Origin of the sequence: Klebsiella ornithinolytica NBRC 105727 = ATCC 31898 (assembly GCF_001598295.1) — a bacterium.
In the GTDB taxonomy this organism is placed as follows: Bacteria; Pseudomonadota; Gammaproteobacteria; order Enterobacterales; family Enterobacteriaceae; genus Klebsiella; species Klebsiella ornithinolytica.
The window spans coordinates 226,490-240,096 of sequence record NZ_BCYR01000003.1 but is presented as its reverse complement, the minus strand read 5'-3'; the positions used below and the strand labels follow the sequence as shown (position 1 = coordinate 240,096).

Sequence of the window (13,607 nt, the reverse complement as noted above, 5' to 3'; positions counted from 1 at the left end):
GTGAGATTACCATCGGCTCACCAGATGCTCAAGATAATGAGTGTTCCCGCAACGTGAGGTCATAGTGGTAAATTCTACAGCATATAAAACGGCACCGGGTTCAGCTTCCGGCTGGCTAAATGGTTTGCTCGGCGTTGTGATATTCAGCGGGTCTTTACCCGCCACGCGGGTCGCCGTGGTCGATATAGACCCGTTTTTCCTGACCTTCCTGCGGGCAACGATTGCCGGGGCGTTGGCGATGATACTCATTTTTGGCTACCGGGAAAAACGCCCGCGTGCGGACCAACTTTTACCGCTGCTTGTGGTATCGCTCGGCGTGGTCGTCGGTTTTCCTTTACTGACCGCAATGGCGCTGCAGCACGTGACGTCGGCGCATTCCATCGTCTTTTTAGGGCTGCTGCCGCTGGCCACGGCGATTTTCGGTGTGATTCGAGGCGGCGAACGACCAACACCCATTTTCTGGCTCTTCTCTGGGATGGGGAGTCTGCTGGTCATGGGATTTGCGTTATCCCAGAACGCCGCCGTTTCGCTGACCGGGGATCTGCTGATGCTGGCCGCGGTGATGGTCTGCGGTCTGGGATACGCTGAAGGGGCAAAACTGACTCGCGTGTTGGGCGGCTGGCAGGTTATCAGCTGGGCGCTGATTATTTCCCTGCCCTTTATGCTGACAGCATCCATTCTGACCCTGCCGGCCTCTTTTAGCCAGATCTCTGCTTCCGCCTGGCTGGCGCTGGGTTATGTTTCACTCTTCAGCATGCTGATCGGCTTTATATTCTGGTACAAAGGGCTGGCGGCCGGTGGGATTGCCGCCGTCGGCCAGCTACAGCTGTTACAGCCATTCCTTGGGCTGACGCTATCGGCTACGCTCCTGCATGAAGTTGTCAGCCCGCTGATGATCCTGATCACCCTGGGCGTGATCTTATGCGTGATCGGCTCGCGAAAATTTGCCAGGTAACCTGCGGCCGGGATGATAAATAATCGCCGGTGGCCAGTCGGAAACCAATCGGCAAAGAGAAATCACCAGGCTTCTGGTTCCCGCAGCATATGGACAATATTGCAGGGGTTCATGATCCATCCCCCCTTAAACCCTTCCGGCAAGGGCTCAACCGCATCGCAGCGCACGACGCCGTGCTGTTCGATATGCTTTTCCGCGGCGTGAAAATCGGGGGTGAACAGCTCCAGCCAGACTTCCGCCTGACTGAGGCCCGGCGCTTAATCGATCCACAGTCGGTTTGGGCCAAGGATGAAGCCGGTGGCAGGCGCTTTGTCCGTAATCTCCGGAAGCCTGAGCGTTTGTCGGTAGAAATCCAGCGTCTGTTGATACTGGTGCGGGGGAACCTTCATCGCAATATCAATTCCCCCCTTAATTTCAGTATTCATAAAGCTGACCTCGTTTCGCGGGATGAACATCGCCCGATTCTGCGCGCTTGTTGCCAGCGCCGGGAAAGTGGAATGAGTATAGCTTACCGACGGCGCCGGACTTTCCGCGCTACTCGCCTTTCACCACTCGCCGACGATGGCAATCCTGCGGCGCCAGCGTTTTACCTTCAGCAGAACGCACCTCCAGCGGCATAACCACCTGGTTCGATGCCTTATCCAGCAGTACCGAATGCACCTCTCCGCGTTCAAACATATAGCGCTCACCCCACTGCCGCATGGCCACCACGATAGGAAATGCGGCGCGACCGCGCTCGGTCAGCACGTACTCTTTATAAGCGCTCCCGTCTGAGGCCGGGCAGATCTCGAACACGCCCAGATTAACCAACTGTTTCAGGCGTGAGGCGAGAATGTTTTTTGCCAGGCCGAGATTCTTTTGGAATTCACTGAAGCGTCGGACATCGTCAAAGGCCTCACGAATAATCATCATGCACCAGCGTTCGCCGATTGCCTCCAGAGTCCTGGCGACAGGACATTCACCGTCGGTGAGTGATTGCTGCTTCGCCATACGGCCTCTCCTTCTTTCACTGGGCGAATTGTTCAGTCGCCAGAATAAACGCAAATAAAACTAGTTGCAAAAAAAAACTTCTACGTCTAATTATGAGTAATCTGGTTTTAAAAAGAAACCGCAATTGATACGGAAAAACACCATGAAGATGAAGCCAGGCCTGAAAGAAGAGACGGCGTTAACGTACTGCGTAGCAGAGTCGAACCGGGAAGAACAGCGGTTAACACCCTGGCTCACCTGCCTGTTTTCACTGACGGCGGCGCTGGCCGTCGCCAATGTCTATTTTGCCCAGCCTTTGCTTGAATCAATGGCAACAAGCCTCAGCGTACAGTCCGCGACGGTCGGGTTGGTGGTGACCCTGACGCAGATCGGCTATGCGGTCGGTCTGCTGTTTATTGTGCCGCTCGGCGATCTTGTGAATCGCAAATATCTGGTTATTACCCAGCTGTTGCTACTGGCGACCGCGCTGGCGGTCGCCGGGCTGTCACAACGCTGGTTTATGTTCCTCGGCGCCATGGCGCTTGTCGGGATGATGGCGGTCGTTGTGCAGATCGTGGTGGCCTGTACCGCCGCGCTGGCCGCCCCTGCCGGGCGCGGTAAAGCGGTAGGGATGGTCACCAGCGGCGTGGTGCTGGGGATTCTCCTCGCCCGCTTAACTTCAGGGGTGATTGCCGATTTTGCCGGATGGCGCGCGGTATATCTCAGCGCAGCCAGCCTGATGCTGTTGCTGGCCGCGGTGCTTGCTCAGGCGATGCCGGCCGTCAGAAAAACGCCCATGGCTGGAAACTATCTGGCGCTGATGACATCGGTTTTGCACCTGCTGATGACGGAACCGACGCTACGGGTCAGAGGCGTCTTTGCTCTGTTGATTTTCGCCGCCTTCAGCGTTTTGTGGACCGCCCTGGTCTTACCGCTCAGCGCTCAGGGACTTTCCCATACGCAGATCGGCTTATTTGGCCTGGCGGGCATCGCTGGCGCCCTGGCCGCGTCAAAGGCCGGACGCTGGGCCGATCGCGGGGCAGCGCAGCGCGTCACCGGCGTCTCTTTGGCATTACTGCTCTTTGCCTGGGCCCCGATCGCCAGGGCCGAAACCTCCCTGCCGCTGCTGGTCATCGGGGTCATCATTCTCGATTTCGCCGTACAGGCGGTTCATGTCACTAACCAGAGTCTGATCTTTGCCGCACGGCCCGACGCACAAAGTCGCCTGGTCGGGGCATATATGTGCTTTTACTCTGTCGGCAGCGCGCTGGGGGCCGTGGTGGCGACACAATGTTATGCGCACTGGGGCTGGAATGCGGTCTGTCTGGCCGGTGCGGGCATCAGCGCGGCGGCGCTGTTTTTCTGGCTGGGGTTACAGAAAAGATCGCCTGTCCGCTAGGTGTGCGACAGGGTGGCCAGGGCGAGATAGGCGGCGACGGTGCGACCCGGTTCGGTTGCACGGCCGATAATCACCAGATTCGCCGCCACTTCCGGTGCGTTAAGGTTACGATAGACCAGGCCCGGGATGTTAACCTGCTGCAGCGGCGCCGGAATTAGCGCCAGCCCGAGGCCCGCCGCGGCAATCGCCAGCACGCTCAGAGTACTGCCAGAACGATGGGCAACATGGAACTGGCTGCCCAGCATTTGCCCCAGCACAAGGTAAAGCTGTTCATGATTATCGTGAGTATCATGCAGAACCAGAGGCTCTCCGGCGAGCATCTCCACCGTCAAACAGGCGTGAGCGGCCAGCGGATGATCGTCTGCCAGCGCGACCATCATCTTCCAGCGCCCCGCCTGATATACCGTGATGCCGGGTGAATGGGTGGTACTATTATCGGGTGTGTAGCCAACATCTATCTGCCCGGCAAGAATCGCCGCCACCTGCTGCTGCGGGCCGATCTCCTCAATCGTCACCTCCGCATCCGGGTAGCGTTTTCTGAACTGCCGCAGATCGCTCATCATTTTACCGCTGAAGATTGCATTGCCGGCAAATCCGACCCTTACACGCCCCGTTTCGCCGCGAAGGGAGCGCGCCACGGCCAGACGGGTATGCTCGACCTGGTCTAACGTCCGCTGGGCCTCTGCTTGCAGCAGTTTCCCGGCATCGGTGAGCTCAACGCGGCGGCTGGTGCGAATAAACAGCGCCCCGCCCAATTCCGCTTCCAGCGCTTTGATCTGCATGCTGAGTGCGGGTTGAACAATATTCAGCCGTTCGGCCGCGCGTCCGAAGTGCCCTTCCTCCGCCACGGCCAGAAAATAGCGCAAATGACGTAACTCCATACACCCCCCATTCATCATTTAAAATGATTATTCAGTCAGATCTATCTATTTGAGTTTAACCCTGCCGTTCCGCAAACTGAAGGCCGTCAACTAACAGGAGCTGAAGCTATGAACAATCGCCAACAAGACCGCCAACAACTCAACGATCTGGTGAATGGCTGGATGCATCGCGACCTCGGTGAATGGGCCGCGCTACGTCAGCTGTTTCATCCTGATGGCACGATCGAAATTACGTGGTTTGAAGGGCTGGCGAGCGATTTTGTCGACGGTTCCATGCTGATGGGCGCATCTGACCTACGCACCAAACACCTCATCGGCACCCCCGTGATCACCTTCAATGCCAGCGGGAACAAGGCTATTCTTGAGACCAACGCCATGATCATCGCTGAAAACGTCAAACTCAATCTGGGCTGTGAATGCCATAACCGGTTCTACGATCTGGCAGAAAAAAGAGACGGCGTGTGGAAATTGTTTCACCGGCAGAGCATTTACGATATGGGTACCTTTACCTTCCCGCTCGGTCCGGTTGAAATTGACCCGTCGGTAGCGCTGGCTTACCCCCGCGAATACGCGGCTTTGGCCTATCTTCTGCAACAGAGTGGTTTTCCGCTGGGACGGATTTTTGCTACCCGCGGCAGCGAACTGGAAGCGAAGATGAAAGCCGATGCGAAAAGCTGGCTGTTGGCCTAAGCACACAATCAACAATCCAGGTTCGATTTTTAGCACAAATCCGTGATATGTATAAAAAAGTATTTTTATAACCTCATTGATTTCTCGGCTTATCACCCTGGCTGCAGCCCGTCCTTCGCCTCAGGCTTAAGCGGAGGCGGGATGGCACGCAAACCAGATGACGTAAGCCCCCTACTTCAACAATGCAAAGGATCTCAAGATGATGACGCAAAGGGAACGCCTCGCCAGTGGCTACCTGTACACCGATATGGATGAGGGGATGCCGGAAGAGCGGCTTCGGGGTAAGATGCTGGCGTATGAATTTAATCATACGTCCCCCGCAGAACCCGAGAAACGCGTGGCGTTGATCCGCCAGATGATGGGCCGCGTCGGGAATAACGTCTGGATTGAACCGCCGCTGCACGTGGCCTACGGCAGTCAAATTAGTATCGGCGATAACTTCTACGCAAATTTTAATCTGGTGGTTGTCGATGATGGCAAAGTGATTATCGGCAATAATGTCATGATTGCCCCTAACGTCACCATCTCGACGACCGGACACCCGATTGACCCCGCGGTTCGCATTACCGGTCAGCAGTTTTCACAGACCGTCACCCTGGAAGACAATGTCTGGATCGGCAGTGGCGCTATCATTAACCCTGGCGTGACCATTGGCCGTAACAGCGTGATAGGCGCCGGAAGCGTGGTAACAAAAGATATTCCCGCCAACGTGGTGGCCGCCGGCGTTCCCTGCCGGGTGCTCAGACCGATCGGCGAACAGGATCGCCGGAACGCGCTGGCAGGTTTGCCGGTGATGGATGCGGAGTAAACCACTGGCAATCGTCGAGGATTGATAACAGGAGCGAAAATGTCGCTTAATACGATGAGTGATGCCCGGGAAATTCTGCAATTCTGGTTTCATCAAATTCCGCCTGAACGCTGGTTTCGATCGGACGCGGGTTTTGATGAGCAGATTCGTCACCGTTTTTCTGATGTTCATCAGGCAGCCTTGCGCGGTGAGCTGGCCGAGTGGCGGGAGAGCAGCTCCGGTCGGCTGGCGGAAATCATCGTGCTCGATCAGTTTTCGCGCAATCTGTTTCGCAACAGCCCGCTTTCATTCGCTGCCGACGGTATGGCGCTGGCCCTGGCACAGGAATTGGTCAAACAACCTGACTTTGACCAACTTCCTGTTGAAAGACGCGATTTTGCCCTGCTGCCATTTATGCATTCGGAATCGCCGATAATTCATGCTGCTGCGCTCAGGCTCTATCAACGCTACGCGAGCACACGCTCACTCAGAGCAGAAACAGAGCACAAGCGGGTGATTGACCAGTTTGGCCGCTACCCGTATCGCAATCAGGCGCTCGGCAGAAGATCCACGCCGGAAGAGCGCCGCTGGCTTAATCAACAACGATAGCCCCGCCCGGACGACACACATTCATGGCGCTGGCGTTGTATGAACACTTACCCCACTGTATCCCCATCACGGCCATTCTGCGGTCTGAGTTTAACAAGCCAGATTATCGTTTTACAGGCAACCCATCTCGCTGGCTAAAGTCCCTTTCGTTGCTTTGATATGAGCCGAGACCTTCGCAGGCAGCGAGGACCAAATAGAAAGTTTTGGGTTTGTTTTACTCTCAATCAAGTCTACGGTGACCTGGTAATCGCAAAAATTAGCTGTTTTAGGCGTTGACTGATCCATCAGAAACGCTGCGTATTGTCCTTTATCAGGACTGACGCCAATAAAAATGATCTTCCAGTAGGCACTTGGAATTTCAACCGAAGGGTCCGCCGGTAAAGTGGCGATATGTCGTTCGAAAAGTGGTCCGGTGACTGAATAAACAGCCGTAACATCACTTCTGTTAGCCAGTTCTCGTTCTTTATCTTCTAACCTAACCCAGGCTCCCTGATTGAGGTCCGCCTTTTGTGGAGTAATATTCGACAGATAATTGAGTGATGGCCAGTCTGACGCGCCTCCTAACCCAGCCAACGGTGCCTGGTGTCCGCGGTCTACCCCAAGGAGCGTATTAGCATTTTGATAAGCATCCGGGGATAATGTATCAGCAGGTGGTAATGCGGGATCCCGCTTCCAGTCTCTCGGACGGCCGCTCGCCTGACTGGATTTTGTCATTTTATATGCCACCCAATTAGCAAACTTAGTATTGCTATTATTATTCAGGGTATAACTATCGCGAACTAATGTCTGATCACTGCCACCGCTCGGGCATCCAACTTCACAATTATCTGTTGTTACAGGAAATTGAGTCGAGGGTTGATAACTGGTAGTACAAGAAAATAATAAGAACACAAACCACAAGCATAAATATCTATAGTAAATACGCATCTTAACACCTCATAGCATTACGCTTGACCACGCCAATATTAAACGAAAGCGCTGCAATTTATTGCAGCGCTTTATTTAAAAAAACGTCATTCCAGACACAGGGCTTTTACTGTGCTGCCACTTTTAGCCGGCGTTTTCATATCATTCAACCACTGTTCCATGGTGGTTTTTTCTTGTTCCGCAAACAGATCTTTAACCCGTTCCCAGCTCGCACGGGAGAGACTATATAACGCCTGTTGCAATGAGTATTCAGACTTAAAGGAGATCACGCCTTTGCTTTGGGTCGACGAAATCTCAAATGTGCTGGCATATAGCGTGAAAATCACCTGGTCGTCGCCAGTTTGCAAAATGTTTTGCGTAAAGTTTGATGATTTCTGATCCTGGTTTGCATAGCTTAGCGCGGCTTTTGCTAACGAGGTTACGGAAGATTTAATCTTAGACTGGTCGCTTTGTGTAAGACCATCAAAAGCATCGACAAATGAGTTGATGAGCTCATCTGCGTTATGGCTTTGTTGTTTAATATTTTTTGTCTCTGCGCTTAGTAAACTCAGACACGGAACGTTGGCCACGTTCTGAGTAAACCTGGTGAAATAGACTTTATTCCCGGTACCATCAGGATCCAGCGCGTTATAACCTGATTGCACGCGACAGAGGTTTACAATGGTTTGCAGGCCATCAAACATTGTTTGCGGGGCTGACGATGTTGCATTAACAAGTTTACTTGCGTGAATATTACCATCAATATAATCCTGCGTCGCAGCGGCTATCGCAGGGTTCATAACAAGTATATCTTGTGAGTTAAACAAGAATATATGATCATGATTTACCGGGCTGGTAATGTAGTTAAACCAGGTCTGTGTTCTGTCTTTAATATCTTCCGAACTCATAGTTTATCTCCGAACAATATTAAACAGATGCAATCACTGTACCATTGCGAAGAGCAAAGCAAGTGATTGCCTTGTGGTTGATTACCTATTAAAAGACGATGATTTAACATCAAACTGGCAGTGTAAAAGAGAAACGAAAACGTGCATTGCTGGTTGCAATGATGATTGCGCCAGAATATCTGGCGGGCTGCAAATTTGATGTTTTACTAGCTTATATTCTGTCCGAATTTTATCCATCAAATATTCCATGCAATCTTCAAAATTATATGTCGAGGTTGCTTTAATGAGCGAAAAACAACGCGATGATTATTATGAAAATAATGTATGGAGCGGACAATAAACATTTGCACAGATGCGGATGGATATCTTAAAATATGTGTTTATTCGATCATTAAAACTGTGTGATTTTATTTTTAAGGATAAAATTCTTTATTTAAACGAAACGACAGAAAACCAAATTTTCAGATGAAAAAAATGACACGTGCCGGCCACCGTCAGCTTGAGTGCGGGGAACAAAAAAATGCGCCCACAGGCGCACCGCTAACGCTTTGCAGATCGATTCTTCCCTGACCGTTGGTGTCACCCGGACACCGGCAAAGACCCTAATCATGGCGCTCGAGCAGCAGTAACCCGCTAGCGGTAAAGCGCCATTGAGCTCAAACACCGCCCCGCCGGCTTAGCGATAGTGGTGCTTGTCTAAGCCAAATTTCTTCATTCGCAGGTAGAGCTTTTTACGCGGGATCTGCAAATACTCTGAGACATCGTTGATCCGGCCCTGATGGATGTTCAGGGCCTCAATAATGATCTGCCGTTCATAATCCTCAACCCGCTGGTCTAGTTGCATCGGTTCAACCTGATGCAGCAGCGGATTGGGGATCTCGGCCAGCGGCATCACCCCGACGGCAAACAGCCTGGCGGCATTTGCCAGTTCGCGCACGTTGTTCGGCCAGTGGCGATTGACCAGCTTTTTAGCCAGCGCCGTCGGCAGTTCAGGTACCGGATGATTCAGCCGTAAGCAGGCCTGCTGTAGGTAGTGCAGAAACAGGGGCTCGATATCGTCGAGACGCTGTGCCAGCGGCGGGCAAAACTGCTGGGTCATGGCAAAACAGTAATAGAGATCGGGAACAACCAGGTTGTTGCCCACCAGGGTAATCAGCGGCTGAAGCCCCGTGGCAACCAGTCGACACGGCGGTTCATCCTGCGCTTGCTGATGGGCCAGTACCAGCTGCTGCGCCTGGCTCAGAAATTCGATATTACGCAGAACCAATGTGCCGCCCTGCGCCTGCTCACACCACGCCTGCAGCGGTGTCTCCTGGCCTTGCAGGATATCGCCGAAAATTATCGGCCGATCGCCGCGCGTGCTGAGGCGATGCAGGTAGCATGCCGCCAGCGTTCGCCCCGTTCCCCGTTCGCCATGAAAATAGACCGCGACATCCGTTTCGGCCAGCTGCTGAAGCGTTTGTCGCATCTGAATCACCCACTCGCTGCGACCAATCAGGTTGTCTTCCAGCTGCTCTTTTTGCCACTGTCGCCGCATCACCTGCGACTGACGCTGGGCCAGCGCTTTATCGACCAGCTCTAACAGCTGTCCGGGATTAACCGGTTTTTGCAGAAAATCCCAGGCGCCTTGCTTTACCGCCTCAACCGCCATCGGGACATCGCCGTGGCCGGTAATTAATATCACCGGCAAATGCGGATCGTGTTTAAGCAGTATCTTCAGTAAATCGATACCGGAACAGTGCGGCATACACACATCGCTGAGCACAATGCCGGGCCACGCCTCGCTGACCAGATCCTGTACGCTTCGCGGATCGCCGCAGGCGTAAACCCGATGCCCGGCCTGGGTGAGCAGCTGAGTATAGGCATCGAGGACATCGCTATCATCGTCAATCAGCAATATGTTGTGGTGATCGGTCAGCATGACTTATTTCCGTAGCTAAAAATTGCAAAACAACACAGGCATGACGATCCAGCGTCGACGCCAGCCGTAGATGCCCTTCCATCTGTATCATTAACGATTCGCTGATCGACAGGCCGATACCCAGCCCCAGCTGCTTGCTGGTGACAAATGGCTTGAGGAGCGACCCCGCCAACGCCAGTGGCCAGCCGCCGCCATTATCCGCGATCATCACCGTCCAGCCTTCAGCCGTGCGCTCCCACGCCACGCTAATGCAGGGCGCCGTCTGGGCGGCATCCAGCGCATTGGTGAGCACATTTACCAGCACCTGCTGGATGCGCACCTCGTCACCGAGTACCCGTGGTTCATCAGGCGGCAGGTTCAGTACGCCGCACAGCGGTTTATGGCGCAACGCCAGCAGCTCCCAGGCGGCAACGAATGCCTGGCGCAGACTGACGGCGCGGGCGGGCGTATCCGCCTCCGCACGACGAGAGAACTGCCGCAGGTTGCGGATAATGGCGTCAATTCGGCCAATCAACCCTTCCGCCCTGACCAGGGTCTGGCTGGCGCTGGCCATCTGTTCATGCTTAATGGCGGTACGGGCGCTGTAGAGATACATCGACAGGGCGTTGAGCGGCTGATTGATTTCATGCGCCAGCGTTGTCATCGTCTGCCCGACAACCGCCAGCTTGGCCGCCTGAACCAGCTCATCCTGGGTCGTACGCAGATGGATATCGATCCTCTTGCGCTCAGCGATCTCCTGTTCCAGCAGCTGGCGTTGTTGATTAAGCTGTCCCAGGGTATGGCGCAGCAGTTTCCCGATGCGCCCCAGTTCATCTTCGCCATACACCGGAATAGCGGCGTTAACATCGCCCAGTCCGATACGCACCACCGCCTGATTCAGCTGGCTAAAGCGTTTAACCAGCCGCGAGCGGATAAAATAGTGGTTGAGCAAATATGCCAGCGCCAGCGCCAGCAGCGTGGCAATCAGAATCAGACTGCCGCTGAACCACATGGTATGTTCCAGGCGCTGATTGAACGCGCGCATTTTACCGTGGCTGTCGCTGAGCTGGGACTCCAGCTGGGCGCGAAAACGCGCCAGCGTACTCTCTTTGGCTTGCGTCACCTGCGCCAGCGCCTTTTGCGCTTCAATGTATTCCCGAATCGCGGCCGGCATTTTGTTTTCCGCGATGCCGGTGTCGAGCAGCTCATCGATGGTTTGCCGCAGGGTGATCGTGCTGGGATAGCCTTCCAGCAGATGCATATTGTCATCGGCGGTGTTTTTAAGGTAGGTCAGGTAGCGAATATGCCCTTCCACGTTACCGTCGCCCTCCGTGCTGGACTGCACCTCGCTGAGTCTGTCGCGCAGGTCGCTAATAATCTGGTTCTCAATGCGCGCCAGGGTGTAGACCTGCTGCTGTTCTCCCTGTACCGCCCGCAGATTGGCCTGCAGACGGTGAACGGCATGGCCCTGCTTCTCCTCCATCTGATCCAACAAGGCGCCCTGCTGCCAGCTGAAGTCCTGCACCAGGGAGTTCATCTCCGAGGTGAAGTCATCATGCAGCCAGTTAATACGCGCGGTGATTTCATTGACCTTTTCCCGTGCGATAAACATGTTGTAGAGCGAGCGATCGAGCCTGGCGAGCAGCTGCCGGCTGTCGCGAAGCGTCAGCTCAATTTGCTGGCGTTCCGGCCTATCAAGGCGCTGGCTTAACCTGTCGATGTCATCCAGATGTTGCAGGATCTGGTTACGTAATTGCAGGCGCGACGTGGTATTGGCCGCCAGTAAAAACTCATTAAGCTGATCGACCAGCGTATTCAGGCTATTTTCAATCAGGAACGAGGTCTGAATTCGCGGGAAATAGTCGTTGAGCGCATAGCGAATTTGCGAGCTCTGTTCGTGCCAGGAATAGAGGCTGACACCGCTGACGACGAGGGTCAGCAGCGCGCCGGTCAGGAACGCGCCGCGCAGACTGGCGCTGATAGTCAGATTTCTGATAAAGCCGGGCAACCTCATTTCAGGTTCTCCAGCTTGACGATTGCCTGCCGCTGTTGTTCCTGGAAAAAGAGCTGCCACTCCATCATGAGCTGTTCGGCCCGATCTTTATTATCCAGCTGTCGGAGATAATCCTCATCGCGACTCTGCTGCTCGCTGACCGGCATGGCGGTCAGCAACGCACGGACCTCCGGTAGCGGCGTCTTAAGCCGGGCTTCAGCATTGTGCAACGCCCGCCAGGCATCCTTTAGCTGCGACAGACGAAAGCTGATCGCGGTATCAAACAACTTTTGCACCAGACGCTGACGTTGCAGGATCAACTGATAATTGAGCGAGGGTTCGCTCAATAGCTGGCGCTGCCGCCGCGCGCGCGGCGTATTTCCCGGGTCGGGGATAATCGAGTATTTTCCGGTGTTGGTATCCGAGAGCGCCTGCTGGCCTTCCGGACTCAGCAAAAACTGAATAAAGCGCCGGGCATCCGCCGGGTACGGGTTATGACGAATCATCGCAACGTAGGTAGGTGATGCCGCCGAGTGCGGAAAATAGTGAAACGTCAGGTTGGGATCGTCGAGCAACAGATTGGCGTAGTTATCAATCACCGGGCCGACCGAACCTAAGCCGCTTTTGATTTTATCCGCCACGCCAAAACTGCGGCTGGAGATGGTGATCAGGTTTCCCGCCATGCTCAAAATAATTTCCCAACCGTGGTTCCAGCCCTCCTGTTGCAGCAGCGATTCCACCATCAGATGGTTAGTATCCGAACGCGAGGGGCTACTCATTAATAAGGTGCCCTGGTAGCGCGCCTGCATCAAATCGTCCCAGCTGCCGGGCAGCGGCAGATGGCGCTCGCTGAGATTACGCTGGTTAATGAGCAAACCAAAACCGGAGATGGCCACCGCGACCGCGGTACCGCGGATCGAAGCCGGTACCCGCTGCTGCGACTGGGCCGGCGCGTCCGGGTAGACAGCCAGCCGCTGATGTTCCTGCAGGTGCTGCAGCAGCATGGGTGAGGAAGTCAGCACCAGATCGATATTCTCGCCTCCGGCGCCGTCCAGCAGTTGTTCCAGTGAGGCGCTGGTGCGATTCAGGGTACGGATGATCACCGATTGCGGCTGAGTCTGCCAGCGGCTGATGATATAGGCGGTCGCATCAGGTGAGAACGTGGTGGCAATCACCAGTTCATTCTTTTTGGCCTCAGCGCTAAAGACCATCAGCAAACTGAGAAAGAGCGCAATACCCCATCCGCGCTGTCGTTTATTTGACCACTTCGTCATGAAATACCCTTCCCGCTGAAATGGTTTTGTGATCGTTTTCATAAAACAAGAACCTGAATAAATAATATCTCGCTGAGGTTTGTGACAAAAAAGTTCATTGCCCGGCGCTTTGCTTAAAGCCGGGAAAATATCCACACTCAGCTTAATCTCGCAGAATAATAAACAGCCTAGCACCGCTATTAAAATCATACTGTTAACAAGGTCAAACTAACAAGAATGCAGGCCCTTTGCGCCGTTGCACCATATGCCCCCGGCCCGCATGAGTATTTCACAAAATGAGTGATGCCAGAAAAATATATTTGGGTCAAAAAAAGAACATCTGGATTTATATTTGAG

General features: G+C 54.1%; 13 protein-coding genes. 5 read left to right on the top strand and 8 right to left on the bottom strand.

All coding sequences use genetic code 11. From position 1 onward, the window contains the following. Positions 1–64: 64 nt before the first annotated feature. The gene (locus tag ROR01S_RS08690) at positions 65–955 is read left to right on the top strand and encodes a DMT family transporter (RefSeq protein WP_044351621.1); all 891 of its coding nucleotides are present in this window, start codon (positions 65–67) and stop codon (positions 953–955) included. Between the two features lie 257 nt (positions 956–1,212). Here ROR01S_RS08690 and ROR01S_RS27485 read toward each other — a convergent pair whose 3' ends face one another. Together ROR01S_RS27485 and ROR01S_RS08680 are read right to left on the bottom strand one after the other, a co-directional pair. Continuing rightward, complete coding sequence (locus ROR01S_RS27485) at positions 1,213–1,380, bottom strand: hypothetical protein (protein WP_249087010.1); 168 nt, start codon at positions 1,378–1,380, stop codon at positions 1,213–1,215. A 109-nt stretch (positions 1,381–1,489) separates the two neighbouring features. After that, positions 1,490–1,945: a winged helix-turn-helix transcriptional regulator gene (locus ROR01S_RS08680; protein WP_004862084.1), complete on the bottom strand. Its 456-nt coding sequence runs from the start codon at positions 1,943–1,945 to the stop codon at positions 1,490–1,492. Between the two features lie 142 nt (positions 1,946–2,087). Here ROR01S_RS08680 and ROR01S_RS08675 point away from each other — a divergent pair, with 142 nt between their 5' ends. Then, positions 2,088–3,323 carry an MFS transporter gene (locus ROR01S_RS08675; RefSeq protein WP_064359331.1) on the top strand — a complete coding sequence of 412 codons (1,236 nt, stop codon included), beginning with the start codon at positions 2,088–2,090 and terminating at the stop codon, positions 3,321–3,323. On the opposite strand, the gene ROR01S_RS08670 is transcribed toward ROR01S_RS08675, so the two are convergent. Then, on the bottom strand, positions 3,320–4,204 hold the full coding sequence (locus ROR01S_RS08670; RefSeq protein ID WP_044351616.1) for a LysR substrate-binding domain-containing protein: 885 nt from the start codon (positions 4,202–4,204) through the stop codon (positions 3,320–3,322). The genes ROR01S_RS08675 and ROR01S_RS08670 overlap by 4 nt on opposite strands. A 108-nt stretch (positions 4,205–4,312) precedes the next feature. On the opposite strand from ROR01S_RS08670, the gene ROR01S_RS08665 reads away from it, so the two are divergent. The 3 genes from ROR01S_RS08665 to ROR01S_RS08655 all read left to right on the top strand — a co-directional run bounded on the left by ROR01S_RS08665 (position 4,313) and on the right by ROR01S_RS08655 (position 6,290). Continuing rightward, positions 4,313–4,894, top strand: a complete 582-nt coding sequence (locus ROR01S_RS08665; RefSeq protein WP_064359330.1) for a nuclear transport factor 2 family protein — start codon at positions 4,313–4,315, stop codon at positions 4,892–4,894. Between the two features lie 199 nt (positions 4,895–5,093). After that, positions 5,094–5,702 (top strand): maltose acetyltransferase domain-containing protein, encoded by a 609-nt coding sequence (locus ROR01S_RS08660; protein ID WP_004862093.1) that lies wholly within the window; start codon positions 5,094–5,096, stop codon positions 5,700–5,702. 39 nt (positions 5,703–5,741) lie between these two features. Further along, positions 5,742–6,290: a DUF924 family protein gene (locus tag ROR01S_RS08655; protein ID WP_004862095.1), complete on the top strand. Its 549-nt coding sequence runs from the start codon at positions 5,742–5,744 to the stop codon at positions 6,288–6,290. Positions 6,291–6,401: 111 nt separating this feature from the next. Here ROR01S_RS08655 and ROR01S_RS08650 read toward each other — a convergent pair whose 3' ends face one another. The 5 genes from ROR01S_RS08650 to ROR01S_RS08630 all read right to left on the bottom strand — a co-directional run bounded on the left by ROR01S_RS08650 (position 6,402) and on the right by ROR01S_RS08630 (position 13,271). Beyond that, positions 6,402–7,217 carry a DNA/RNA non-specific endonuclease gene (locus tag ROR01S_RS08650; RefSeq protein WP_004862097.1) on the bottom strand — a complete coding sequence of 272 codons (816 nt, stop codon included), beginning with the start codon at positions 7,215–7,217 and terminating at the stop codon, positions 6,402–6,404. An 86-nt stretch (positions 7,218–7,303) separates the two neighbouring features. Beyond that, positions 7,304–8,104: a hypothetical protein gene (locus ROR01S_RS08645; RefSeq protein WP_004862099.1), complete on the bottom strand. Its 801-nt coding sequence runs from the start codon at positions 8,102–8,104 to the stop codon at positions 7,304–7,306. Positions 8,105–8,780: 676 nt separating this feature from the next. Further along, positions 8,781–10,025, bottom strand: a complete 1,245-nt coding sequence (gene pgtA / locus ROR01S_RS08640; RefSeq protein ID WP_004862101.1) for a two-component system response regulator PgtA — start codon at positions 10,023–10,025, stop codon at positions 8,781–8,783. After that, positions 9,991–12,018 carry a two-component system sensor histidine kinase PgtB gene (gene pgtB / locus ROR01S_RS08635; protein ID WP_004862103.1) on the bottom strand — a complete coding sequence of 676 codons (2,028 nt, stop codon included), beginning with the start codon at positions 12,016–12,018 and terminating at the stop codon, positions 9,991–9,993. Before pgtB ends, pgtA begins: the two co-directional genes overlap by 35 nt. Further along, positions 12,015–13,271 (bottom strand): ABC transporter substrate-binding protein, encoded by a 1,257-nt coding sequence (locus ROR01S_RS08630; RefSeq protein WP_370312173.1) that lies wholly within the window; start codon positions 13,269–13,271, stop codon positions 12,015–12,017. Before ROR01S_RS08630 ends, pgtB begins: the two co-directional genes overlap by 4 nt. Between the last annotated feature and the right edge of the window lie 336 nt (positions 13,272–13,607).